Source organism: Mycobacterium sp. 134, assembly GCF_048282715.1.
Classification (GTDB): Bacteria; Actinomycetota; Actinomycetes; order Mycobacteriales; family Mycobacteriaceae; genus Mycobacterium; species Mycobacterium septicum.
Genome location: NZ_JBLVUN010000008.1, coordinates 3788552 through 3812308 on the forward strand (window position 1 = coordinate 3788552; position 23757 = coordinate 3812308).

The following is a 23757-nucleotide window of genomic DNA, read 5'->3' on the forward strand; positions in this document are numbered from 1 at the left end:
CAAGCCGCGTGGGTATAACTGGCATATGCGTATAGGCGAACTCGCACGCCGCACCGGGGTCAGCCAGCGGTCGCTGCGCTACTACGAACAGCAGGGCCTGCTGGTGTCCGACCGCACACCCGGTGGGCAACGCGAATATGCGGAGAAGGCCGTCGACCGGGTGATCCGCATCCAGGAGCTCTACGCGGCCGGCTTGCACAGCCGCACCATCTCGACGCTGCTTCCCTGTATGCGCGACGCCGACGGCGGACCCGCACCTCAGGCCACGCCCCGCCTGCTCACCGAGCTTTCGGCCGAACGCGACCGGCTCGAACAGGCCATCCGCGACCTGTCGACCTCACGCGAGATCCTCGACGGCGTGATCGACGCGGCGTCGAGCTGACGCAGCTACTACAGACTGTCGAGCGCTGCCTGCAGGCGCCGGCCGACCTCGGCTGCGATATCGACCAGCGCGGGTTCGTCGGTCACCTCGGCCATCAGGTTGGGGTTCATCGCCTCGACGACGACCACCGCGCCATCGCCGCGACCGGTGCGCAACACCACGTTGCACGGCAGCAGCACGCCGATCGGCGGGAACGCGTTGAGCGCCTGCTGGGCGAACTGAGGGTTGCACGCACCCAGGATCAGGTAGTCGCCGACCTCGTCACCGGCACCACCGCCGAGTTTGGCGTTGAGCGTCGCCCGGATGTCGATCTCGGTCAACACACCGAACCCCTGATCGGCCAGCGCATCTCGCGTGCGAGCGACCGCCTCGTCGAACGGACCCCTTGTGGTGGCCACCAACGCGATGTCCATCTCTCATTCCTTTCGTCCCGTCGTCGCAACCACGATTGACCTCACGCTACGCGCCGAGGCGTCGCACGGTAGGGAACAATCGTGGGCGCCATGACTGACGACGACGATCCGCCCGCCACCAACCGGCGACCGCACATCCTGCGGCTCGTCGCCTTCGCGGCGTTTCTGTTCGGCCTGTTCTATCTGGTGGCCGTCGCGCGGGTCATCAATGTCGACGAGATCCGCAGCCTGGTCACCTCGACGGGTCCCGCCGCACCGCTGGCGTATGTCGTGGTGTCGGCCTGCCTCGGCGCGCTGTTCGTGCCGGGTCCGATCCTGGCCGCGGGCAGCGGGGTGTTGTTCGGGCCGGTGTTGGGCACCTTCGTGACTTTGGGCGCGACGGTGGGCACCGCGGTGGTGGCCAGCCTGATCGGCCGGCGCGCGGGCCGCGACAGTGCCCGGGCCCTGCTCGGGGCACAGCGGGCCGACCGGCTGGACCACCAGATCCAGCGGGGCGGCCTGTGGGCGGTGGTCGGGCAGCGTTTCGTGCCCGGCCTGTCCGACGCCCTGGCGTCCTATGCCTTCGGAGCGTTCGGGGTGCCGTTGTGGCAGATGGCGGCCGGTGCGTTCATCGGCTCCGTGCCGCGCGCGTTCGTCTACACCGCGCTGGGTGCGTCGATCGGCGATCTGTCGGCCCCGCTGGCCTACACGGCGATCGGGGTGTGGTGCGTCACCGCCGTCATCGGCGCGTTCGCCGCCCACCGCGGCTACCGGTCCTGGCGCCGCCACCACTCCGAGGCCGGTCAGGCCCCGGAGCAGTCCTCCTGACCGCTACTTTCCGAAACCCGCGTTGCGCAGCGCCTCGGCCATCGAGCCCATGGGCTGGTTGGACTCCCGGCGACCGGAGTTGTTGCCGCGGTTCTGGTTTCGCCGGTCCCCGCCACGACCCTGGTTGCCGCCGCCGTCACGACGGTTCTGGCCACCCTGACCGCCCCGGTCCGGCCGCTTGCCCTGCTCACGCTGGGGGGTGTCGTTGAGCCGCAGGGTCAGTCCGATCCGCTGCCGTTCCACATCGACGTCGACGACCTTGACTTTGACGACCTGGCCGGACTTCACCACCTCGTGCGGGTCGGAGATGAACCGGTCAGCCATCGCCGAGACGTGCACGAGACCGTCCTGGTGCACGCCCACGTCGACGAAGGCACCGAAGGCGGCCACATTGGTCACCACGCCCTCCAACACCATGCCCACCTTCAGGTCGGCGACCTTCTCGACGCCGGCGGCGAAGGTGGCGGTGGAGAACGCCGGGCGCGGGTCGCGGCCCGGCTTCTCCAGTTCGCCCAGGATGTCGGTCACCGTCGGGACGCCGAACCGTTCGTCGGCGAAGTCGGCGGGCTTGAGCCCCCGCAGGGTGCGCTCGTCACCGATCAGCTCGGCCAGCGTCACGCCGGAGCGGTCCAGGATGCGCCGCACCACCGGGTAGGACTCGGGGTGCACCCCGGAAGCGTCCAGCGGGTCCTCCCCGTCCCGGATCCGCAGGAAGCCCGCGCACTGTTCGAAGGCCTTGGGACCCAGGCGCGGAACGTCCAGCAGCGCCTTTCGGCTCCGGAACGCGCCCGCGCTCTCGCGGTGCGCCACGATGGCTTCGGCCAGTGATTCGGTAACCCCGGACACCCGGGCCAGCAGTGGCACCGAGGCGGTGTTGAGGTCCACACCGACCGCGTTCACCGCGTCTTCGACCACCGCGTCGAGGCTGCGCGCCAGCGAGCCCGGCGTCACGTCGTGCTGGTACTGCCCGACGCCGATCGACTTGGGATCGATCTTGACCAGCTCGGCCAGCGGATCCTGCAGCCGGCGCGCGATCGAGACCGCGCCGCGCAGCGTCACGTCGAGGTTCGGCATCTCCCGGGCCGCGTACTCGGAGGCCGAGTACACCGAGGCACCGGCCTCGCTGACCATGGCCGTCACCGGCGCCTTGGCCCCGGCCGACCGGATGTCGGCGATCAGCTCGCTGGCCAGGGCATCGGTCTCACGCGAGGCGGTGCCGTTGCCCACGGCGATCAGCTCGACGTTGTGCCGGGCGATCAGGGCCGCCAGGACGGCTTTCGACTGGTCCCACTGCTTCTGCGGCTGGTGCGGGAAGATCGCGCAGGTATCGACGACCTTGCCGGTGGCGTCGACGACGGCGACCTTGACCCCGGTGCGGAAGCCCGGGTCCAGGCCGAGGGTGGCGCGGGTGCCGGCCGGGGCGGCCAGGAGCAGGTCCTTGAGATTGCGGGCGAACACCGCGACCGCCTCGTCCTCGGCACGCTGACGCAGCCGGATTCGCGCGTCGACGGCGGCCGAGATCATCAGCTTGGCGCGCCAGGCCAGCCGCACGGTGGTGGCCAACCAGGGGGTGGCCGGCGCCTTGACGGACATGTCGATGCCGAGTGACTGGGCGATCATCGCCTGGTACAGCTCATCCTCGCCGCCGTCGAAGTTCAGTGACAGCGCCTGTTCCTTCTCGCCGCGCAGCACCGCGAGCACCCGGTGCGATGGCATGTTCTCCAACGGCTCGCTGAACTCGAAGTAATCGCGGAACTTCTGAGCGGCAGGGCTTTTCGCGGCTTCCTCCGACCACGGGCCGGTGCGCAGCGAACCGTCGGACCAGAACTTCTCTCGGGTCGCGCCGACCAGCTCGGCGTCCTCGGAGGCCCGCTCGATGATGATGTGGCGAGCACCTTCGAGCGCGGCGGCGGCATCGGCGACATCGTCGTTGAGGAATTCACCGGCGACCTCGTCGGGCACCAGCGTCGGATCGGCCAGCAGCCGGACCGCGAGCGGTTCCAGACCGGCCTCCTTGGCGATCTGGGCCTTGGTGCGCCGCTTGGGCTTGTAGGGCAGGTAGATGTCCTCGACCCGGGCCTTGGTCTCGGCGGCCATCAGGGCTGCCCGCAGCTCGTCGGTGAGCTTGCCCTGCTCCTCGATGGAGGCCAGCACGGCCTCACGACGCTGGTCGAGCTCACGCAGGTAGCCCAGGCGCTCCTCCAGCGTGCGCAGCTGGCCGTCGTCGAGGCTGCCGGTGACCTCCTTGCGGTACCGGGCGATGAACGGGACCGTCGAGCCCTCGTCCAGCAGCTGGACGGTTGCGGTTACCTGCCTCTCGGCCACGCCGAGTTCCTCGGCCAGACGGGCGGTTACGGATTTGATGGTTCCGACGGTCACGCTCTGAGTCACGTCGGAGGACCCTACCGAATCGGACTGGCAACACCCGGTCACGGTGAAGTGTGTGTCCCGCCACGAAAAAACGGCCCCGGATATCTCCGAAGCCGTTGGTGGTGATGGTGGTCCCGGCTGGGTTCGAACCAGCGACCTTCCGCGTGTGAGGCGGACGCTCTCCCACTGAGCTACGAGACCGTGGGAACGACGTCGAACACTAGCACGCATACCCGGCCAGACCCGAATCGGTATCCGCCGGATCGACTTGTTTGATTTGCCAAATATGCACGCCGACGTGGGCGTATGGTCACCCGTCATGGTTCACCTGCGGGTCCGCTGGCCAGGGGTCGGCGGCGCGGTTTTTGCTGCTAGCGCGCTATTTTCCGGCTGCCACAGCACCCCGGCCCCGATGACAGATCGAGCCCCTGCCGTAACGCCCAGCATCCGCAGCATCTCCGATGTGGTGAACCGGCAGGTCAAGGAGCCGACGGCGTTCACCTCCCCCTCGGGAAACGTGCGGTGTTACCTCGACACCACGACAGCGCGCTGCGACATCTCCGAACGTAGCTGGGCCCCGCCGCTGCGACCGGCCAGTTGCGCGTTCGATTACGGCCACGGGATCACCCTGCGCCAGGGCCGGCCCGCCGAGTTCATCTGCGCCGGCGGCGACACCCCTCGCGCGAGCACCCAACTGGGAGACCGCGACTCGATCACCGCCGGGGCGCTGCGCTGCGAAAGCGCTGCGACGGGGATCACATGCCGCGACACGAAGACCCGGCACGGATTCGTCCTCTCCCGTGAGGCCTATCACCTGTTCTGAAACACGGTTTTCAGCTGCACTTTGCCCCCGCGTAATGGGGATTTGTGTCCGCGCACGTCGGTGGACTAATGTTCTGCATCGCGACGGGCGACGATCTCGCTCGTGGCGCGCGGATGTAGCGCAGTTGGTAGCGCATCACCTTGCCAAGGTGAGGGTCGCGGGTTCGAATCCCGTCATCCGCTCGAAGGTGCGATTTGTGGCATCAACCCCAGTGGTGGAGTGGCCGAGTGGTGAGGCAACGGCCTGCAAAGCCGTGCACACGGGTTCGATTCCCGTCTCCACCTCCAAGAAAGAGTTTCGACCCGCGCGATTAGCTCAGCGGGAGAGCGCTTCCCTGACACGGAAGAGGTCACTGGTTCAATCCCAGTATCGCGCACCACGTAAAGAACAGCTCAGGCCCGGTTTTCGAACCGGGCCTTTTCTGTTGTTCGAGGACTGACGCGACGCCTTACTCGGCTACGCCGAACCCGCCGCAGCGGGCTCGGCATACGTAAGTGGCTGCCGGGTGGCACTTTTCGGTGACGCCGCTCGAATCGTCAATTGATACCAGGAGGCGGCACGGGCGCCGGTGGCGGTGGCGGTGGCGGTGCCAGTGGAGCGGCTGGCGGGACGGGGTTTGGCACGACCGTGCCGATCGACGGCGGCGGGGGCACCAGCGGAGCCGGCGGCGGCGGCGGAGGTGCGGGAGGCCCGAGCGGCGGCGGGGGCAGCACAGGAGCGGGCGGCAGCGGGTCCGCGACCGTGGCAGGGTCGACGACCGGGCTCCCCGGCGGCACGTCTTCGAGCCGGGTGGCGAGAACGGGCACGGTGATCACCGCACCTTGCAGCCCGCACTCGTTGGATTGGATGGTGGTGGTCTGAGCGCCGGCCAGTCCGCCGTCCGGCTGCGGCGTCAACGCCAACGCCGTGTCCATCGCCTGCGCCTGCCCGACGATCGGCGCCTCGCAGGGCAGTGAACCTCTCCCCGGCTCGCCCTGCCAAGAATTGTTGATGAACCGGAACACGGCTGTCATGCCGCCGCCCTCCAGGGAGGGCACGGCATGGTTGGTGGCGTCCATGCGCGTCGACGTCGCCGCACATCCCGTGGGTTTGCAGTTCGATCGGAATGCCCACCAATAGCTGGCGATTTGGTTGCCCGCCGCCGGCCAGGGGTTGCCGTTGAGGGTTGCGTGGGGGTTGTCGTAGTCGAGGCGGTAGAGACCGTCAAAGACCGGCCCGCTGGGCGCTGGAGTGACCGCCGCGTTCGTGACGCTCGCAGTGACGGCGCTCGGCGGTTGGCTCGGCTGCTCGCTCGCCGCGGCGTCAGCGGATGGCCACAGCTGCCACAGACCGACACTGGCGACCAGGCCAACCGCGGCGATCGCCGCTACGGGTAACCGGTACCCGGCGGTCGGTTGAGCGGATTCCGGTGCGGCCGGCGGCGGCGCCAAAGTCAATGCGGGCATCGGGGTTTCATCGGCCAGGGCGTGCGCGAAGGCGCCGCAGCTGACGAACCGGTCAGCCGGGTTCTTGGCGAGGGCCTTGGCCAGCACCGGGTCGAGGCCGGCCAACTCGGGCCGTGTGTCAGCCAACAGCGGCGGCTTCGAATTGACGTGGCGGCTCACCACGACAGCGGGATTGGAGTGCTCGAACAGCTGCACCCCGGTCAGCAGGTGGTACGCGGTGCAGGCCAGGGCGTACTGGTCCGCGCGGCCGTCGACGTCCTCCCCCACCAGTTGTTCCGGCGCCGCATAGCCGGGCCTGTCCACGGCCTCGTCATTGCGAGCGATACCGAGGTCGGTGAGAACTGCGCGCGGCACCGCATCACCATCGCCGTCGGCGACGATGATGTTGGCCGGTCTGACGTCGCGATGCAGCACGCCATGTTTGTGTGCGTAGTCGAGCGCACCGGCAACCGCGACGATGATTGTGAAAACCTGTTCGCGCGGCAGGCCGTTGGGGTATCGCTGATCGAGGAGACCCGCTAGATCCGTGCCGTCGACGAAGTCCGTCGATATCCAGAGCTGACCGTCGCTTTCCCCGCGGTCACGGACCCTGGCGATGCTGGGATGCCACAACCTCGCGGCCACATCCGCCTCCCGGGCGAACCGCTCCCGGTACCCGGGTTCGGCGGACCAGTCCTCGCGCAGCACCGTCAGCGCGTCACGGCCGGGACGCCGGGGATGCTGAGCGAGGTAGATCTCGCCCGTCCCGCCTGAGCCCAGCAGTCGGGCGATCCGGAACACGTTGAACGTCTCACCGACGTTGAGCGGCATCCACGAATCCTACGAACTACCCGGTGACGCCGATAGCCGGTATCCGCCAGTTCGCCGGCGCAGATTGTTTACGTTGCCCCACAATGCAAGTCAGAACGAGCGATTTGTGTCTGCACGCATCGGTCGGCTAGTGTTCGCCTTCGCGACGGGCGACGATCTCGCTCGTGGCGCGCGGATGTAGCGCAGTTGGTAGCGCATCACCTTGCCAAGGTGAGGGTCGCGGGTTCGAATCCCGTCATCCGCTCAAGGTCACACCGACACGACCGTGCCTCCCGCATCGATGTGCACGTAGTCGAAGGCATCCTCGATCGCCGCGATCTCGTCCTCACTGAAGCCTTGGTCATGGGCTGTGGCCACGATCGCGGCGCGCCCGTCGGAGAATTTCGCGCCGTCGTCGAGCATCGTCATCGAGACGTAGTAGAGCTCGGCCCACTGCTGATCGGTGACATCCGCGGTCCGTTCGTCGGTCATCATCCGGTACGCGGCGTGGCTGAAGATCGTGCTGTTGTAGTGTTCGCCGCCCTCGTCGGCGTCGCCCGTGTAGAGATCGTCGTAGTCCGAGAGGTACCCGGGCGTCGACTCCGGGTCAGCCAGGCTGCGGATCGCACCGGCGCTGGAATCCTCGCCGATCAGCCAGCGCCCCTCGTCGTCGCGGGCCTTGCCCTCGATCAGCACGCCCATGATGTCGGCGTAGGCCTCGTTGAGGGCGCCGGATTCGCCGTAATCGAGCGTGCCGCCCTGATGCTCCATCACCGCGTGGGTGTACTCGTGGCCGACAACGTCCACCGCGGCCTCGAAGTCGCCGGAGTCGCCGAACGCGAACTGCTGACCGGACGAATCCCAGAACGCGTTCTCGTATCCGTCGGTGTAGTCGGCCAGAGTCTCGTGCGGGTTGTATTCCGTGCTCACCACGATCGCGGCGCCGTCGTCGTCGAAGGACGTCACGCCTAGCTGGGTCGCGTAGTAGTCGTAGACCGTGGCCATGTTGGCGTGGGCCGACACCGCCGATGTGTCCCACCCGAGGAGGCCGCGGAACACCGGGATGCCCGGAGTCAGTGGCGGGCCGACGAACACCAGCAGGTACGCCGTCTCGTAGGTCGAGATGTCGCGTTCGACGTCGTTGAGGCTGTCCAGATCGAAGATCACCAGTGAGAGCCGGGTGATCCCGATGTCGCGGATGTTGCCGAGCACATCGTCGGCGGTGGTACTGGTCGGCGAACCGATGGCCAGCGGCTGGGCGTTCGACGTGGTGCGGGTGACGGTGCCGGCTTCGGCGCCGCCCGCCGAGATGTAGTACGTCGAACCGGGATCCACCGTTGGAGCTCCGGTGAGATCGGTGTCGGGCGGGTCGATCGAGACCTTCCACACCAGTTGCGGTCCAGCGGTGTCGTCGGTGGCGTCGATGACCAACTCGGGGTTCACCACCCCGGCGGCGACCAGAGGAGCCGCGGCCAGCAGGTACAGCGGCGAATTCGGCGTTCCGGCGTATGCGGCGAGTGCTGCTGCCGCGGCTTCGGTCTCGGTGTCGACGCGGCGGTCCGGGGTGGTGACCATGGCGTCGGCGCGGGCGTCGTAGTAGTTGAACAGCCCGGTCACTTTGCCATCGGAATCTGTCACCAGGACGACGTCGCTGCCGGCCACCTGGATGCCGTCGACGCTGTGATGAACCCGATAGATGGTCCGGGAGTAGCCGCTCGCGGTATCGACCTGCTGCACAGTGATGTTGCCGGGATCAGCGAATCCCGCTGGGGCGCCGATCAATCCGGACATATCGTTGAGCACCTGGGCAGCGCCGTCGGCATCGTTTACCTTGGTATCGGTGAATGTCCCGCTGATGACGCGGACGGCGCCGTCGTCGCCGACACTGGCGGTGACGCCCGGGCGCCCTGTCACGTCGTCGAGGGAGGGCGTCGCACCGCTGGGCGGCGCAGCGGAAACCACCTGATTCGTGTCGGTCCGGGCGGTTCGCTGGCCGCCGGCCTCCCGCACGGCCACCCAGATCGACGCGACGAGGTCGCTGACCGGAACCGCGGGGCTCGGCGTACGGGTCCCGGCGAAGCCCAGTCGCGACCACACAGGGCTGATGACGCTGCGCGTCAGCGTCTGCGGGGCAGGGAGATCGGCCACCGGGCGCACCGGCGGCAGCGCCGCCACCAGGGCGTGAACGACCGGCGCGGGTGCTTGGGCGGTCGATGGCGATTCGAGGACTGTCCTGGCCTGCTGAGCAGACCGGGTGACGGTAGCCGCTGTCCCGGCGGGCGGAGTCAGCCGGCGCTTTGGCGCGGCGATGAGGACCGCCCGCGTCTTGGCACGCGTGCGGGCATCCCGCGCGCTCGCGTTCGGAGGATCGAACGGGGTGCTTAGCGCGGCAACGGCCTCGTCGAGGGTTCGGCGAACGCGGATCTCCCGGTTGTTCACCCGCGAGGCGATGTCGCTGAGTGCGGCTCGGACGTCACGATGGCGCTGTCGCGGACCTGGGCGAGATGCCAAGCCGTCGGATGCCGCGCGGCTGCTGTCGGCGTGCGCCCCGGCGTCGGTCGTCTCCGAGGGAGCGGCCGACGCGATCGCCGAGCCGGTGCCCAGTGCCGCGCTCACGCCAGCGGCCACCGCGCCGACGCGCAGCCAGTGCACCCATGGATCGGTGCGGTGACGACGATGCCGAGCCATCTGGACCCCCTGGTCATACCCGTTGGCCAGGGCTCAGTTGTCCCGCGCCTCGCGGCGTGCCAGCAGCAAATTATCAGCTGCGTCAACAATCCGCCTCACGATTGACGAGCGGCGACGGGCTGGAGTGATGGATGTGGCCGCCCGCTCGCCTAGACCGCAAACAAGGCCGGGATGCTGACCGCGCCGCGAATCGCCGGGGTGTCACGCCAAAGAGGTGCACCGACCAACATCGGCCGGCGGGCAAGGATCTTGGGCAGTGCGGTGGCGATCTCGAGTCTGGCCAGGCTGGCACCCAGGCAGTGATGTGCGCCGTACCCAAAAGTGAGGGGTGCGGGTCCGGTGCGGCCGAGCTGAAACGTACCGGGGTTCTTGAACACCGACGGGTCACGGTTGGCTGCTGCCACCACCACGAGCGCCGTCGCGCCCTCGGCGATATCCACCTCGCCCACCCTGGCGTCGCGTGTCGCGGTCCGCAGCGCCGCCTGCACCGGGCTGTCCAGCCTCAGCAGTTCGGTCATCACTGCAGGGTCGGCGGGGTCGATCTCGTCGGCCAGGCGGGTACCGTCGGCACGCTCGTCCAGAAGACGAACAAGGCCGGCGCCCAATAGATTGGCGGTGGTTTCGTGTCCGGCCACCGCGATGAGGATCGCGGTGATGACCACATCTTCGAGCTCAAGGTCCGGGTCGCCGGCGATGAAGCTGAGCAGATCGTCTCCGGGATGCTGCCTGCGATCAGCCGCCAGCGGAAGGAACTCCCCCATCAATTCGGCCGCCGCCGCAGTGCCCGCGCGGGTCTCCTCGTTGTCTGCCAGAGTGCCCAGCATCCGAATGATCGTCGGAGACAAGGTAGCCAGCAGGTCCGCGGTTCCAGGTGCCAAATGTAGCCACTCCGCGATCACTCCCATCGGGAGCGGCAGCGCGATCTCTGACATGAAGTCGAACTCGGTGTTCGCAGGTGGCCCGCCGATCACGGCGTCGGCAATCGCCTCCACCCCTTCGGCCAGCCGACCGATAAAAGAGCGGGTGAACACATCCCGCACCGACCCGCGCAGCCTTCGGTGGTTCGGACCATCGGTAACCAACATGGACTGCCCGGAGAATTGCAGGTTGATCGGATCCATCCCGGCGCGCGCGGCTGGGTTGGCCATCGGGTCGCTCGTCCACTCGGCACCGCCGAGCACCTGTCGGGCCGCCTCGTAGCCGAGAACCAGCCACGCCTGGGCGATGTCGTCCCACACGACGTCACCGCCGCGTCGGCGGTCTTCGTAGAACGGATACGGATCGGCCGCACCCCACGGCAGGCGCGGTGCCGAAACCTCACTGCGGGTCATGTCGATCCATCCCGAACGGCAACCCCCGTTCGCGCACCCAGGCGATGTGCTGCTTGCCCAGGTCCGAGACCGGTTCGGCCCGACCGTCCATATCCTCCAAGGACGCACGGGCCTGGAACGTCGCCCCCAACGCGGTGAAGATCGCGTTCATCGACAGGTTGAGCCGGGAGAAGAAGACGAAGTCAGGTGGAACCGACATGCGGCGAATCGGGTGGTTGTTGGAGCGCACATCGATCAGGGACCGGACCGTGCGCTCGGAGGCTTCCTGCGTGTAGTTCGCGGGCTGGGGCCCCAGCAACTCGTACATCAGTGTCGACCACCAACCGTAGGCCTCGTCGGCGGTCAGCGTGGAATCCTTTGTGAGAAAGCCGGATTCGGCCATCACTTCACGGAGCTCATCCTTGCGCCCTTCGAGGACCGCCCGGGCCATTCGCACGATCTCCCAACGGCGCGGTTCGGACAGCACCTTGACGCACCCGAAGTCGACGAATCCCACGGTGCCGTCCGGCCCGAATCGGTAGTTGCCGGGATGCGGATCGGCGTGAAACAGGTTCGCGTGCCGGTAGGAGCCGGTCAGCATCCGTGAGATCACCTCGGCCCAGGTGTTTTTCAGATCCTGGTCGGCATCCAGCGCCTCGGCCCAGTCCATACCCTCGACATAAGTCATGGTCAGCACCCGGTCGGCCGAGGCTTCGGCGACCACCTCGGGGACGCGGATGAATGGGTGATCCCCGTAGAGCTCGCTGAACGCCGCGATGTTGGCGGCCTCGTGCCGGTAGTCGAGTTCCTCGGAGATCCGCTCGGTGAGTTCCTGGCTGGCCCGGCGCAGATCCGGTATCGAGCCCGGCACGGTCGAGTTCATGAAGCGAACGAAGGTGGTAAGCAGTTCGGTATTCGCCAGATCGTCACGGATCGCCTGCGCCACACCGGGGTACTGAACCTTGACGGCGACCCGGCGCCCGTCGGGCATCGTGGCCCGATGCACCTGGCCGATCGAGGCGGCAGCCATCGGCTCATCTGAGAACTCGGTGAACACCTCTGTTACCGGACGTCCCAGTTCGGCGTGCACCACCTCGTGCGCCAGTCGCGGCCCCATCGGCGGGGCATCCCCCTGCAACCGGACCAGAGCCCGCTGATAGGGCGACAATTCGCCGAAACCGACAGCACTGGGGTCGACCATCGACACCATCTGCCCGGCTTTCATCAGGACACCCTTGGAGTGCCCGAGCAGATCGGCGTAGCGCTCAGCCGTGCGCTCATGGAAACGGTCGACTGCTGCGGCGTCGCCGGCCTGCTTGCGCAATGCCGCCACGACCCGCCCCCCGGCGGCCCGCGCGGTGAACCCGGCCAGCGGCATCGTGCGACGAACCCGACCCCGCGGGACAGCTCGATCCGAATCGGCCATCGCCCCCTCCTCACCCTGATAAAGTGTTCACTTGGCAATACTAAGTGAACACTTTGGGACGGTCAATGACGGAGACGACGACACGCGACCGCCTGGTCACCGAGGCGATGCGACTGTTCAGCGAGCAGGGCTACCGAGCGACCAGCGTCGCGCAGATCGAGGCGGCCGCGGGCCTCGCGGCCGGCTCGGGTGCGCTCTACCACCACTTCAAATCCAAGGAATCCCTCCTGGAAGCGGGCATCGACCGCCAGCTGGACCGCCGCCGCGCCATGCGCGACATAAGGTCGCTCTTCGCCGGCCTCGGTGACCTCCGCACCGAGCTGACCCTGCTCAGCCGCTATCTGCTCAACGTCATCGACGAGGAGAGCCAGCTCCTGCAAATCGCCGCCCGCACACCGTCGGACCACTCGTCACGACTCAACGACGCCTACGCCGCCCTCATCGACGGGCTCTACACCGAACTGGACGACTGGATCCAAGGCTGGGTGCCCGCACTCGATCCGGGCGAAAGCCGCGCCATCGCCACCTTGGGCATCAACGCGCTGCTGGGTCGGCGCGCGACCGAAATGTTCTTCCGGGCCGAGACCCAAACCGGATCCACCGCGCCGCCCGATGACCACTACCTGACCGAGTGGACCACGACTCTGGCCGCGCGGATCACCTCTACCCGCTGACGGCACCGCCGAGCAGCTCAGCCCGCGGCAATCGCATCCTGGATCCGTTGGGCCAGTGCGGGATCCCAACCGTGCGGAGCCAGGATGTCGACCCACAGGTCAGCGGCATCCGGGCCGAAGGCGTGGCCGTACCCGTAGGGCACGTCCGCGGAGAAGATCATGTCCAGCGTCACCTGCCAGAACGTCACGAACGGCAGCCATCGCATCCCCGGGTCCACGTCGGGACCCAGCGGTTCCCGCAACCAGTCCGGGCGGTGCAACAGCAGGTCGAACGACCACCACGTGATCGGGTCGCTGGCGTGCTGCCAGAACACCACGCGCGGAAACTCCCACGGGCCGGTCAGATTCACATCGGAGGTCCGGGAGGCGAAGCGGATGTGGCGCCCCTCGCCGACCACCGGCAGGCGTTCCAGCGAGCCAGGGTCCCGGTTGGCGGTGATCCTCCCCCATGGCTGCGCGAAGTTGGGTGTACCGACCAGCAGCGCACCGTCGGTGCGGGCGACGATGTCCGCACCGGAGGCGAACGCGGACTGCCCACCGAAGGAACCCAGGCTCTCCCCGAACACCACGAGTTTCGGCCGCTTGGTTTCGGGCAGGGCGGCCCAAACCCGGTGTACCGCTTCGAACAACGCCTGTCCGGCCAACGGCGGGGTCTCGCGGTCGGCGATGAAGGACAGCGCGCTGGGCAGGAACGAATACTGCATCGACGCGATCGCGGTGTCCCCGTCGTTGACGTATTCGAGGGCGGACGCGACATTCGGGTTCACCCAACCGCGGCCAGTGGTGGTCACGACGGCCAGCACCTTGCGCTCGAAGGCGTGGGTGCGGCGCAGTTCGGCGACCACCTGCTCGGCGATGCCTTCGACACTGTCGGCCGAGGTGCGGCCGGCATACACCCGGATCGGGGTGAGTGCCGGGACTCCCATCACCTTCGAGATCTGTTGGGCGCTCGGACCGCCGGCCACAAACGTGCGGCCCTCCCGCCCGAGGGTGTCCCACGCCTGCGCGGAGGCCGGCGAACCGGAACGCTCCGGTGCTCCCGGTTGCGTCACGCCCTCGGCGGTGCTCTTGTCGGCCACCTTCGCCGAACGTTCGGCCATGCTCAGCAGTCCACGATGCAGCGCGCCGTCCAGCCCCATCACCACCAGGGCCACGACGATGACCACCGCGGCCAGCCGGGCCACCGGGCCGGGCACGACCCGCCCGCCGAGATCAGTCAAACGATTGGTGGCCCAACGCAATCCACGCCCGATGGCGACCAAAGCCACGGCGATGGCCACCGCGATCAACAACACCAGGATGTAGAAGGACCGCTCGGTCCGCGGCATCCCGATCAGGTCGCGCAGGATCTGCTGCCACCATGACCCCAGCACCAGAAACATCGGGACGACCACGACAGCGGCACCGGACAGGGTCCACCACCCGATCCTGCGGGTCCGCGACGACCACTGCGGGCGGATCCCGCAGCGGCACACCACCCACGCGACGGCGCACCCCAGCCCATATCCGATCCCGATGCTGATACCCGTCGCGACCCCTTGCAGGTACCAGGCGCGCGGCAGCAGTGACGGGCTCATCGACCAGGCGAAGAACAGCAGCGCCACCGACAAACCGACCGGATGCAGGGTCCGCGCCACAGTGGCGAAACGCGAAGGGATGGGTGAGCCCCGCCAGGCACGCAGCACGAAGTACCACCGTTCATTCAGTTGGGTATCGAGACTGTAGTGGACCGCGCGATCACCGGCCGATCGCTAAGGCTGTACTAACAGCTTCGGATTTCGCGGCGGGCGTTAGAGTCGAGCGTGCCCAGGATCAGCGCCTCATCGGTCGAAGAACACCGCGAGCTGGTCCAACAGCGCATCTTCGAGGCTTTCGCCGCACTCATGGCCGAGCACAGCTTCGACGCGATCACGATGGCCAAGCTCGCGGCCGAGGCCGGGATCGGCCGGACCGCGATCTATCACCACTTCCCGGACAAGGAATCCGTGGTGATCGCCTTCGCCTCACACGAGACGACCCGCTACCTCGACGGGTTGCGGGCCGCCCTGTCCGAGGTCGACGATCCGGTCAGACGCCTGGGTGTCTATATCCGGCATCAGCTGGAGGCCGGGCAGGAATTCCACATGGGCATGGGCATGCAGCTCTACGGCGCACTGTCGACCGAAACCATGCTGGCCATCCGCGACCACGTGGTGGCCGTCGAAGACGTGCTTCGCGAGATCCTGGCCCAGGGTGTGGCCACCGGGCAGTTCGTCGTGGACGACGAGCCCGCCACGATGTCGTTGATCCACGCGTGCCTCGCGCCTCGCCACCTTCCGGTGGAGGCGATCGAACGATTCGTCCTGCGCGCACTCGGCGCCACGCTCTAGCTCCAGCTCTAGCCGCGACGCGGCCTCCCGAACACCCGTAGCTCCCCCAACCGGTCGGCGCCGTGCTAGGTTTCCGACAGGTTGTCAGCATCATGCTGACAAGCTGTCAAAGTTGAGCCCTACCAAGTGGAGCCGAGAATGCCGCCAAGCGCCGTCGTAACCGAGTCCGTCCGTTCGCTGTCCGCGGCGATGCGTCAGGACTCGACCGACCAGCACGACGCCGCCGAGCAGTCGCCGTTTGTCACCGAACTCCTGAGCGGCCGGGTCAACGAGCAGGGCTACGTGGACTATCTGCTGCGGTTGCGGGCGATCTACGACGCGCTGGAGACCGCCGTCCGGGAGCACCGCGACAACCCCCTCGTCGGCGCCGTGTACGACCCCGCACTCGAGCGGCTGGAAGCCATCGATGCCGACCTTGCCCACTGGGCGCCCGGCGCGGATCGCGTCGTCGACTCACCCGCGGTACGCGCCTACTGCGCCCGGTTCGCCGATGTCCCCTGGGGCGGGGCGCTGGTGGCGCATCACTACACCCGCTACCTCGGCGATCTTTCCGGCGGCCAGGCCATCGGTCGCATCCTGGGGCGCTCGTTCGACCTCGACGGCGAAGGGCTGGCGTTCTACGACTTCCCGATGCGGCCCAAGCCGTACAAGGACGCCTACCGCGACCGCCTCGACGGACTGGGCCTCGACGGGGATGAGATCGATCGCGTGGTCGACGAGGTGAAGCTGGCGTTCAGCCTGAACCAGCGCGTCTTCGACGAACTGGCCGAGAACCTGCCTGCCTACCGCCGCTAGTTCAGCCCCAACCCAAATTGACGATTCCGGCAAAACATAGGAAGTTCATACCCCAAATCGACTGAAGTTAGCTTATGCTAACCATACTTGTCTGATGGGGGAGCAAACGATCGAAAGGAGACGCCGGGCCGCCTGCACGCACTGCACCCCGGACAACGCCGATGAGCATCTGCACCCCCATCCCCAAAACAGCAAATAGCGACGCCACCCCGTCCCCCACCCTGCCCGGCGGTCTGCGATGACCGCGCCGGTCTGGATGGCCGTCCCGCCCGAAGTGCACTCGGCCCTGCTCAGCAGCGGCCCCGGCGCCGGACCGCTGTTGGCAGCCGCCGGAGCCTGGAGCGCCCTGAGCACCGAATACTCCTCGGCGGCAAGCGAATTGACCGCCCTGATGGGCACCGTGCAGGCCGGAGCCTGGGAGGGTCCGAGCGCCGAGCGATACACGGCGGCACATGTTCCCTACCTGGCGTGGCTGAGCGAGACGAGCGCGAGCACCGCCGGGGTGGCCACCCAGATCGAGACCGCGGCGGCGTCCTACACCGCCGCCCTGGCGGCCATGCCGTCGCTGGCCGAGCTGGCGGCCAACCGGGCAACCCTCGGCGTGTTGGTGGCCACCAACTTCTTCGGGATCAACACCATCCCCATCGCGGTCAACGAGGCCGACTACGTCCGCATGTGGATTCAGGCGGCGACCACGATGACCGTCTATCAGGCGGCTTCCGAGGTGGCGATGACGGCCGCACCGCCGTCCACCGCAGCGCCGATACTGCTGGCCCCGGGTGTCGGGGAAGCGGGCGCCGCGTCGGCCACCATGGCGCAATCGGCGGCCGTGGCCAGGGCCGGCGAATCGGGCTCGTCCCTGAGCTTGAGCGACTTGATCAGCTCGTACGAGGAGTTCGTCGCGTGGATCGAGGCCAACGATCCGATCGGGAATTGGATCAAAGGGCAGTCCGACCACTTCTACGGGATGTACGACCAGCTCCGGGAATTCATTCTCGAGCCCTGGAAGATTCCGCAGATCCTCGGTGAGATCATCGCCGACCCGTCGTTGCTGTTCAGCACCTATATCAATGTGTTCTTCCTCGGTGCCTACGCGGCGACCTTCGCGGTGCTGGGCACCCCGTTGTACGCCGCGGCGGTCGCTGCGGCCTCCCCGGCCATGCTCGGACTGCTCGGGATCGTCGGGATGGCGAATGCCTACGACATTCCGATCGAGGCGCCGGCCGAGGAGATCGCCCCGCGCGCCGAGCAGCCCGCGGTCGCCGCGCTGCCCGGCTCCCCGGCGCCGGCATCGGTGACCGCGGGCGCCGCACCCACGACGGCACCCACCTCCGCGCCCGCCGCCCCCGCACCGTCGACTCCCGCTCCGATGCCGGCGGGGGCCGAGAACGCCCTCTATGCGGTACCGGGCGGAGGTTCAGGATTCGGTTTCGGCTCGACATCGAAATACAGCGCCACAGCCAAGGCTTCGGACTCCGTCGGCGCATCTGCCGCGGCCGCAGCGACGGCGGCAGCAATCAACAAGCGACGGGCCCAGGCCCGTAAGCGTCGCGGCGGGACGGCCAAGGACCGCGGTTACCGCTACGAGTTCCTGACGGCCGACGGCGACGCCGCCGCCGCGCCCACGCCCGAGCAACCCGCGAGCACCAGTGCATCCGGCAGCGGTGCCGGAGATCTCGGATTCACCGGCACCTCGGTGAAATCCACCACTGCCGGTCCGGCCGGGCTGACCATGCTGGACGATGACACGTTCGGCAGCGGCACGACCACCCCGATGATGCCGGGCAGCTGGCAGCCCGGGGCAGACGAGCGGCCCGAAAACGAGGCCGGCGCCTAACCGATCTGTGTTGAGGCCGTGAACAATTGGTGAGAACCGGAGCTATCGGCGGTCCGTGACGCCCGGTGCCCGGCAACTCGTGGCAATACTGGTGACTCCGAGCTAAGGGGGCACCGCATGACCGGCGACACCGCGCAGCAGCCCGGCAGCTGGGAAAGTACGCTCCCCCAGTTCTCGACCGTGGAGAAGCACGGCGGCATCACCGTGCCGATCTGCCGGCCGTCGGAAACGCTGTGGTACTTCGCCGGGCTCAGCTTCGTGCTGTGGGCGGTGGTCGCGGTCGGAGCGGGTTTCTGGTTTCGCAGCATGCAGACCCACGACCCGTCGCCCTGGTTGGGTGTCGCAACGATCGTGGGTTCGTTCCTGCCCGCCATCCTCGCGACCATCGTTGCCGACGAGGCCCGCGACACGTTCGGGCAACGCAGGACAGGCAATTGGATCGCAGTGATACCCGCATTTTCCGGTGTCGCAGTCGGGTTGCTCGGCGCCGCCGTCTGGTTCAGAGATTTCAGCAGCGGAGTCATCGCGCTGGGCAGCGTGGTGTGCTCGGCCGGCGCGGTACTCGCCACAGTCACGGCATGGCGGGGAGCGAGGTACATCCGGCAGCGCCGGCAACGGCTGACGGCGTTGCGGGGCCACGGCGTTCGTTCTGTGGGGCAGCTGCGCGACGTGAAATTCCTGAAACGCTGGACCGCGAACGACCCGCAGTTCACCGTCACGGTCGCATTCGAGGGTCCGACCGGACACCGGGTGGTGACGGCGAACATGGTCGCCGATCACGCCCGGGTTCCGCTGGCGGGGTCACCCGTCGTCGTCTTCACCGCGCCTCACGACACGGGCGACGACGTCCTGATCGAACTCGACCCCGCCAATCCGCCCCAGTTCGACCGTGATCCCGGCGGCCGGTACCGCAAGCCGAGCGGGAATTAGCCGTTGCGGGTTGCGAGCTCCCGCAGCACCAGATCGGTTGCGTCCCAATCCATGCACTTGTCGGTGACCGACTGTCCGTAGGTGAGCGGACGCGCCTCGGGCGCCTGCGCACCGGCGACCAGGAAGCTCTCCAGCATCACACCGCTGATCGGCAGCCCGTTCCGAACCAACTGGGCCACCTCCGCGGCCACCGATGCCTGGCGGACATGGTCCTTGCCGGAATTGGCGTGGCTGCAATCGATCACGACACGAGCGGGCAGCCCGGCCCCGGTCAGCTTGGCTGCGGCGTCGGCCACCGCGTCGGCGCCGTAGTTCGGTCCGTCGGTCCCGCCGCGCAGGATCACATGGCAGTCCTCATTGCCTGCGGTGCTCACCACCGCGCCGCGGCCCATATCGTCCATACCGAAGAAGACATGCTCGGCGGCAGCGGCTTTCACGCCGTCGACCGCCACCTGGATGTTGCCGTCGGTGCCGTTCTTGAACCCGACCGGCATCGACAGTCCCGACGCCAGCTGGCGGTGCACCTGCGACTCGGTGGTCCTGGCGCCGATCGCGCCCCACGCCACGGCATCGGCGATGTACTGCGGGCTGGTCGGTTCCAGGAACTCACACCCGACGGGCAGGCCGATGTCGATGATGTCGAGCAGCAGCTGACGGGCCACCCGGAGGCCGCGCGCGACATCGTAGGTGCCGTCCATGCCCGGGTCGTTGATCAAACCTTTCCAACCGGTGGTGGTGCGCGGCTTCTCGAAGTACACCCGCATCACGATCTTGAGCTGGTCCTTGAGCTCGTCGGCCACCTTGACCAACCGGCTGGCGTATTCCAGCGCGGCCGCGGGATCGTGCACCGAACACGGACCGACGACCACGAGCAGCCGGTCGTCGCGACCGGCGAGGATGTCGGCGATTTCGTCGCGGTCGCGGGCCACCCGCTCGGCGCGGCGCTCCCCCAGCGGGAACTCGGTCAGCACATCGTGCGGGCTGGGAATCGCGCTGAAACTACGGACCCGTCGGTCCGATGTGGTGGGGGCGTTGGCGATCTGCGCCAAGTTCATTTTCAGGTGCCTTCCTGGTGGTGGGCACCTGGCAAAGGATCCGGCGCCCTGTAACGACGAAAGGCAGCGACCGATGGTCACTGCCTGGGCTCCGGGTGGATGCGTGCTTAGTGCTGCGCTTTATCGGCTCCGCCCGGAGCCTCGATAAAGCGCCAATAGCTGGCACACACACCGATAGTCACGTCGGCCAGGCTACACCACCGCCCGAGCAGGGCCACAACCGGTGCGTTCACAACCGTGATTTGTGACTACGACCTACGATCCTGAGCATGCCGCTCAGCGCCCGGATGCCCGAGCTGGCAGCGTTCGAAGTGCTGCTGGCGATCGCGCGCACCGGCAGCCTCGGAGCCGCCGGGCGTGAACTGGGTCTCACCCAGCAGGCGGTATCCGCCCGCCTGGCCTCCATCGAGGGCCAGACCGGGGTGAGGTTGGTGCAGCGCAGCCCCCGTGGATCGCGGCTGACCGCGGCCGGCGCGGTGGTCGCCGAGTGGGCCGACCAGTTGCTCGACGTCGCCGGGCGCGTGGACGCCGGGTTGGCCGCGATGCGCAGCGAAAGCCACAGCCGGATCACCGTCGCGGCCAGCCTGACCATCGCCGAGCAACTCATGCCGCGCTGGTTGGTGTCGCTACAGGCCGATGCCGCGCGCCGCAACGCGGCGGCACCGCAGGTCATCCTCACCGCGGCCAACAGCGACCAGGTGATCGCCGCGGTGCACGACGGTTCGGCCGACCTCGGCTTCATCGAATCCCCGGGCACACCGGCCGGTTTGCGCAGCCGGGTGATCGCCCATGACGAGCTGGTCGCCGTGGTACCGCCGGATCACAAGTGGGCCCGCCGATCAGCCCCGGTCAGGCCGACCGAACTCAACGACACGGCGCTGGTGTCCCGGGAAACCGGTTCGGGCACGAGGGAAGCGCTCAGTTCCGCGCTGCGCTCGGCGTTGGGCCCGTCGAGCCGGCAGGCCGATCCCGCGATCGAATTGTCCTCGGCGGCGGCGATGCGCGCCGCGGTGCTGGCCGGTGCCGGTCCGGCGGTGATGAGCCGGTTGGCCGTCGATGACGATCTCACGCTCGGCCGACTGCGCGAGGTGTCCATCGCCGGCCTGGATCTACGTCGCGAGTTGCGCGCCATCTGGTCGGGAGGCCGCACCCCGCCGGCCGGGGCGGTGCGCGATCTGCTCAGTCACATCGCTTCACATCAACACCGCCGCGAGTGACGCAACCGCCCAACGTCAGCCGCGCAGCAGTCGCCCGGTTCGCACCCCGCGCACCGTGTTGGTGGCAACGGTCGCCCACGCGCCGAGCAGCAGCACGTACAGCGCGACGGCAAGCCAGGAGATGGCGACCGCACCGGTGGCGGCGCCCAGTGCGGTCGCGCCCGTCACGCAGGTGCCCACCGGGAAGGTGAAGCTCCACCAGGTCAGGCTGAAGGACAACCCGCGCCGTGCGGCGTGCACCGTGAGCGCGGTCGCCAGGCAGAACACGAACGCTCCGAATCCACCCATCACCAGGCCGTACACGATGCCGAAGGCATGCAGCGCCGAGACCGTGGCCGCGTCGGTGAGCACCGATCCGGCATGGGCGGCCAGCAGGTTGGCCGCGGTGATCGACTGGCCGACAACACCGAGCACGATCCACACCGTGGGAATTGCCTGCACCTGGCTGAAGCCGCCGTGCATGAGCCGCGAATACACCATGGTCGTGGTGATGAGACCGGCCAGCAGGCTCAAGCCGAACATGGCATAGCAGGCCACCAGAAGGGTCATACCGGCCTGTCCCGGGCCGAGGTGGGACAGCAGCAAGGCGCCGGTGGAGGCCGACACCATGGGCGAAACCACCGGCATCATCCAGGCCGGGACCGCCTCCACGTCGGTGTGGTCCTCCCGGGTGATCATCGTGAACGGAAGCCACAGAGCAACAACCAATCCCAATGCTGTGCCGGCGGTCCACAGCACCACGTCCAGGGCCAGCGCCGCGGACCGCCCGATGATCGCCGGGCCCAGCAGCAGCGCCCCCGCCCCGACGGTGAGCAGCGCCATGGCCGGTGCACCGTAGAACTGGCCGACCACGTGATGCGCGGCATAGGCTTTCGCCTGCTCGCGGTGCCGGATCCAGTGCGTGGCGAAGGCCGCGGTCAGCACCACCAGTATGGTGCCGGCGAGAATCCATACCGCAGTGGCGAATTCGTGCAGACCCGGCACGTGCAGCGGCAGGGTGGCCGCGGCTGTCGCGACGATTCCGGTGCCCATCACCGAGGCGAACCAGTTCGGCGTGATGTGCCGGAACGCCGAACCCGCACTGTCCAATTCAGCCAGCAGAGCGGTATGGAACGGCCTCTCGGCTGTATAGGCGGCTGCGTAGGTGGTCACGTCAACAATGTTGGCGGCGACGATCGATCACCGGTAGGCGCCACAATGTTGTGGCGTCACAAACCGGGCTTGTGGCTCAGACGTAGCGGTTACGGCCGGCGAGTGCACCCGCCACCATCTGCACCAGGTAGACCGCCAGCACCATGACGAACGGCGCGGTCCAGCCCGCGGTCATGTCGTGGAGCAGTCCGAACGTGAACGGCCCCACGCCGGCCAGCAGATAGCCGAAGCCCTGCGCCATCCCGGAGAGCCGCGCGGTGTCCTCGGCATTGCGGGCACGCAGCGCAATCACGGTGAGCGCCAACGAGAACACGCTCATCCCGATGCCCACGAAGAAGCTCCACAGCAGCGGCGCCGCGCCGGGATCGACGAGCAGGCCGATCATGCCGATCATGCCGATCACGCCGAGCCCCACGATCCAGCCGCTCTGGTTCTTCTGCTTGGCCGCCAGCGGCGGAACGATCAGGCTGATCGGTACCGCGAGGATCGACACCAGGCCGAGCAGGAGCCCGGCATCTGACTTGCTGACCCCGTTGTCGATGAACACCTCGGGCAGCCAGCCCATCATGATGTAGGCCAGGAACGACTGGCAGCCGAAGAACAACGTGATGGTCCAGGCCAGTGGGCTGCGCAGCAGGGACCGCGTGGAACCACCCGGGGCAGCTTTCTCGGTGCGGGCCTGGCTGATGCCGCGGGCACCGACGAGCCAGAACAGCAGCGCGACGACAGCCACGAGGGCCCAGGAGCCCAGCGCCCCACGCCAGCCGCCCAGCAGGGGCTCCAGCGGCGGGGTGACCGCAGATCCCAGCGCCCCGCCGCCCTGCAGGGCCGCGGTGTAGATACCGGTCATCAGGCCGATCTGGGCGGGGAACGATCCCTTGATCACGACGGGGATGAGCACGTTGACCAGCGCGATACCTCCGGTGGCCACCAGCGTTCCGCCGATCACCACGTACGGGCCGTCCAGCACGCGGACGACCAGGCCGATGCTGAGGATCACCAGGGCGACCGAGATCGCCCGCCCCAGCCCGATCCGGCGGGCCAACCACGGTGCGGTCAGTCCGGCTGCCGCGAAGCACAGGCCCGGCAGGGTGGTCAGCACGCCGGCCCAAACCGCCGAGGCACCGAGCGATTCCCGCATCTCCCCGAGAACCGGTCCGATGCTGGTGATGGCGGGGCGCAGGTTCAGCGCGGTCAAGATCACCGCCACGACGAGCAGGACTCCGCCCGCTGCCATCGTCCCGGGGCGGACCTCTACGGCACCGTCCAGCTCGA

Annotated in this window: 19 protein-coding genes and 5 tRNA genes; 13 read left to right on the top strand and 11 right to left on the bottom strand. The window is 68.0% G+C overall.

The annotated features are described in order from the left end of the window. The first annotated feature begins 25 nt into the window (after positions 1-25). Positions 26-382 carry a MerR family transcriptional regulator gene (locus ACNQVK_RS22765; RefSeq protein WP_418031327.1) on the top strand — a complete coding sequence of 119 codons (357 nt, stop codon included), beginning with the start codon at positions 26-28 and terminating at the stop codon, positions 380-382. Positions 383-390: 8 nt separating this feature from the next. On the opposite strand, the gene ACNQVK_RS22770 is transcribed toward ACNQVK_RS22765, so the two are convergent. Continuing rightward, the gene (locus ACNQVK_RS22770; protein ID WP_418031328.1) at positions 391-795 is read right to left on the bottom strand and encodes a DUF302 domain-containing protein; all 405 of its coding nucleotides are present in this window, start codon (positions 793-795) and stop codon (positions 391-393) included. Positions 796-885: 90 nt separating this feature from the next. Between ACNQVK_RS22770 and ACNQVK_RS22775 the strand changes: the two genes are divergently transcribed. Then, positions 886-1602, top strand: a complete 717-nt coding sequence (locus tag ACNQVK_RS22775; RefSeq protein ID WP_418031329.1) for a TVP38/TMEM64 family protein — start codon at positions 886-888, stop codon at positions 1600-1602. Between the two features lie 3 nt (positions 1603-1605). Here the strand turns inward: ACNQVK_RS22775 and ACNQVK_RS22780 are convergent, their stop codons facing one another. Continuing rightward, on the bottom strand, positions 1606-3993 hold the full coding sequence (locus tag ACNQVK_RS22780; protein ID WP_418031330.1) for a Tex family protein: 2388 nt from the start codon (positions 3991-3993) through the stop codon (positions 1606-1608). A 105-nt stretch (positions 3994-4098) separates the two neighbouring features. Then, positions 4099-4173, bottom strand: a tRNA-Val gene (locus ACNQVK_RS22785). Positions 4174-4384: 211 nt separating this feature from the next. Between ACNQVK_RS22785 and ACNQVK_RS22790 the strand changes: the two genes are divergently transcribed. The 4 genes from ACNQVK_RS22790 (at position 4385) to ACNQVK_RS22805 (ending at position 5174) form a co-directional block, all read left to right on the top strand. Then, positions 4385-4795, top strand: coding sequence for a hypothetical protein (locus ACNQVK_RS22790; RefSeq protein ID WP_205263483.1), 411 nt, complete (start codon positions 4385-4387; stop codon positions 4793-4795). Between the two features lie 109 nt (positions 4796-4904). Next, positions 4905-4977 (top strand) — tRNA-Gly (locus tag ACNQVK_RS22795). Positions 4978-5008: 31 nt separating this feature from the next. Next, positions 5009-5082, top strand: a tRNA-Cys gene (locus ACNQVK_RS22800). 17 nt (positions 5083-5099) lie between these two features. Then, a tRNA-Val gene (locus ACNQVK_RS22805) sits at positions 5100-5174 on the top strand. A gap of 157 nt (positions 5175-5331) precedes the next feature. On the opposite strand, the gene ACNQVK_RS22810 is transcribed toward ACNQVK_RS22805, so the two are convergent. Beyond that, positions 5332-7050 (bottom strand): serine/threonine-protein kinase, encoded by a 1719-nt coding sequence (locus ACNQVK_RS22810; RefSeq protein WP_418031331.1) that lies wholly within the window; start codon positions 7048-7050, stop codon positions 5332-5334. Between the two features lie 171 nt (positions 7051-7221). On the opposite strand from ACNQVK_RS22810, the gene ACNQVK_RS22815 reads away from it, so the two are divergent. Continuing rightward, positions 7222-7294 (top strand) — tRNA-Gly (locus tag ACNQVK_RS22815). Between the two features lie 5 nt (positions 7295-7299). Here the strand turns inward: ACNQVK_RS22815 and ACNQVK_RS22820 are convergent. The 3 genes from ACNQVK_RS22820 to ACNQVK_RS22830 all read right to left on the bottom strand — a co-directional run bounded on the left by ACNQVK_RS22820 (position 7300) and on the right by ACNQVK_RS22830 (position 12453). Then, positions 7300-9717 (bottom strand): M4 family metallopeptidase, encoded by a 2418-nt coding sequence (locus tag ACNQVK_RS22820; protein ID WP_418031332.1) that lies wholly within the window; start codon positions 9715-9717, stop codon positions 7300-7302. A gap of 149 nt (positions 9718-9866) precedes the next feature. Next, positions 9867-11048 (bottom strand): cytochrome P450, encoded by a 1182-nt coding sequence (locus ACNQVK_RS22825; protein WP_418031333.1) that lies wholly within the window; start codon positions 11046-11048, stop codon positions 9867-9869. Then, complete coding sequence (locus tag ACNQVK_RS22830; RefSeq protein ID WP_418031334.1) at positions 11035-12453, bottom strand: ABC1 kinase family protein; 1419 nt, start codon at positions 12451-12453, stop codon at positions 11035-11037. Before ACNQVK_RS22830 ends, ACNQVK_RS22825 begins: the two co-directional genes overlap by 14 nt. Before the next feature lie 65 nt (positions 12454-12518). Here ACNQVK_RS22830 and ACNQVK_RS22835 point away from each other — a divergent pair, with 65 nt between their 5' ends. Further along, the gene (locus ACNQVK_RS22835) at positions 12519-13127 is read left to right on the top strand and encodes a TetR/AcrR family transcriptional regulator (RefSeq protein ID WP_418031335.1); all 609 of its coding nucleotides are present in this window, start codon (positions 12519-12521) and stop codon (positions 13125-13127) included. 17 nt (positions 13128-13144) lie between these two features. Here ACNQVK_RS22835 and ACNQVK_RS22840 read toward each other — a convergent pair whose 3' ends face one another. Further along, positions 13145-14812 (bottom strand): alpha/beta hydrolase, encoded by a 1668-nt coding sequence (locus ACNQVK_RS22840; protein ID WP_418031336.1) that lies wholly within the window; start codon positions 14810-14812, stop codon positions 13145-13147. Between the two features lie 117 nt (positions 14813-14929). Between ACNQVK_RS22840 and ACNQVK_RS22845 the strand changes: the two genes are divergently transcribed. The 4 genes from ACNQVK_RS22845 to ACNQVK_RS22860 all read left to right on the top strand — a co-directional run bounded on the left by ACNQVK_RS22845 (position 14930) and on the right by ACNQVK_RS22860 (position 19058). Next, positions 14930-15496 carry a TetR/AcrR family transcriptional regulator gene (locus ACNQVK_RS22845; RefSeq protein WP_409552181.1) on the top strand — a complete coding sequence of 189 codons (567 nt, stop codon included), beginning with the start codon at positions 14930-14932 and terminating at the stop codon, positions 15494-15496. Between the two features lie 138 nt (positions 15497-15634). After that, entirely contained in the window at positions 15635-16291 is a 657-nt protein-coding gene (locus ACNQVK_RS22850; protein WP_418031337.1) for a heme oxygenase (biliverdin-producing), read from the top strand. Between the two features lie 238 nt (positions 16292-16529). Next, positions 16530-18128, top strand: a complete 1599-nt coding sequence (locus ACNQVK_RS22855) for a PPE family protein (RefSeq protein ID WP_418031338.1) — start codon at positions 16530-16532, stop codon at positions 18126-18128. Between the two features lie 117 nt (positions 18129-18245). Continuing rightward, on the top strand, positions 18246-19058 hold the full coding sequence (locus ACNQVK_RS22860; RefSeq protein ID WP_418031339.1) for a hypothetical protein: 813 nt from the start codon (positions 18246-18248) through the stop codon (positions 19056-19058). Here the strand turns inward: ACNQVK_RS22860 and ACNQVK_RS22865 are convergent. After that, a complete protein-coding gene (locus tag ACNQVK_RS22865) occupies positions 19055-20113 on the bottom strand; it encodes a 3-deoxy-7-phosphoheptulonate synthase (RefSeq protein WP_418031340.1) in 1059 nt (352 codons plus the stop codon). The two genes, ACNQVK_RS22860 and ACNQVK_RS22865, sit on opposite strands and share 4 nt — an antisense overlap. A 269-nt stretch (positions 20114-20382) precedes the next feature. On the opposite strand from ACNQVK_RS22865, the gene ACNQVK_RS22870 reads away from it, so the two are divergent. Beyond that, positions 20383-21330 (top strand): LysR family transcriptional regulator, encoded by a 948-nt coding sequence (locus ACNQVK_RS22870; protein WP_418031341.1) that lies wholly within the window; start codon positions 20383-20385, stop codon positions 21328-21330. A gap of 15 nt (positions 21331-21345) precedes the next feature. Here ACNQVK_RS22870 and ACNQVK_RS22875 read toward each other — a convergent pair whose 3' ends face one another. After that, a complete protein-coding gene (locus tag ACNQVK_RS22875; RefSeq protein ID WP_418031342.1) occupies positions 21346-22482 on the bottom strand; it encodes a TDT family transporter in 1137 nt (378 codons plus the stop codon). A gap of 76 nt (positions 22483-22558) precedes the next feature. Continuing rightward, positions 22559-23719, bottom strand: coding sequence for a CynX/NimT family MFS transporter (locus tag ACNQVK_RS22880; protein WP_418034268.1), 1161 nt, complete (start codon positions 23717-23719; stop codon positions 22559-22561). Positions 23720-23757: the final 38 nt, after the last annotated feature.

Excerpts from the sequence above, each read along its gene's own strand:
- ACNQVK_RS22765 (WP_418031327.1), top strand. The coding sequence starts at position 26 with ATGCGTATAGGCGAACTCGCACGCCGCACCGGGGTCAGCCAGCGGTCG.
- ACNQVK_RS22770 (WP_418031328.1), bottom strand. The coding sequence starts at position 795 with ATGGACATCGCGTTGGTGGCCACCACAAGGGGTCCGTTCGACGAGGCG.
- ACNQVK_RS22775 (WP_418031329.1), top strand. The coding sequence starts at position 886 with ATGACTGACGACGACGATCCGCCCGCCACCAACCGGCGACCGCACATC.
- ACNQVK_RS22790 (WP_205263483.1), top strand. The coding sequence starts at position 4,385 with ATGACAGATCGAGCCCCTGCCGTAACGCCCAGCATCCGCAGCATCTCC.
- ACNQVK_RS22810 (WP_418031331.1), bottom strand. The coding sequence starts at position 7,050 with ATGCCGCTCAACGTCGGTGAGACGTTCAACGTGTTCCGGATCGCCCGA.
- ACNQVK_RS22820 (WP_418031332.1), bottom strand. The coding sequence starts at position 9,717 with ATGGCTCGGCATCGTCGTCACCGCACCGATCCATGGGTGCACTGGCTG.
- ACNQVK_RS22825 (WP_418031333.1), bottom strand. The coding sequence starts at position 11,048 with ATGACCCGCAGTGAGGTTTCGGCACCGCGCCTGCCGTGGGGTGCGGCC.
- ACNQVK_RS22830 (WP_418031334.1), bottom strand. The coding sequence starts at position 12,453 with ATGGCCGATTCGGATCGAGCTGTCCCGCGGGGTCGGGTTCGTCGCACG.
- ACNQVK_RS22835 (WP_418031335.1), top strand. The coding sequence starts at position 12,519 with ATGACGGAGACGACGACACGCGACCGCCTGGTCACCGAGGCGATGCGA.
- ACNQVK_RS22850 (WP_418031337.1), top strand. The coding sequence starts at position 15,635 with ATGCCGCCAAGCGCCGTCGTAACCGAGTCCGTCCGTTCGCTGTCCGCG.
- ACNQVK_RS22855 (WP_418031338.1), top strand. The coding sequence starts at position 16,530 with ATGACCGCGCCGGTCTGGATGGCCGTCCCGCCCGAAGTGCACTCGGCC.
- ACNQVK_RS22860 (WP_418031339.1), top strand. The coding sequence starts at position 18,246 with ATGACCGGCGACACCGCGCAGCAGCCCGGCAGCTGGGAAAGTACGCTC.
- ACNQVK_RS22865 (WP_418031340.1), bottom strand. The coding sequence starts at position 20,113 with ATGAACTTGGCGCAGATCGCCAACGCCCCCACCACATCGGACCGACGG.
- ACNQVK_RS22870 (WP_418031341.1), top strand. The coding sequence starts at position 20,383 with ATGCCGCTCAGCGCCCGGATGCCCGAGCTGGCAGCGTTCGAAGTGCTG.
- ACNQVK_RS22880 (WP_418034268.1), bottom strand. The coding sequence starts at position 23,719 with ATGGCAGCGGGCGGAGTCCTGCTCGTCGTGGCGGTGATCTTGACCGCG.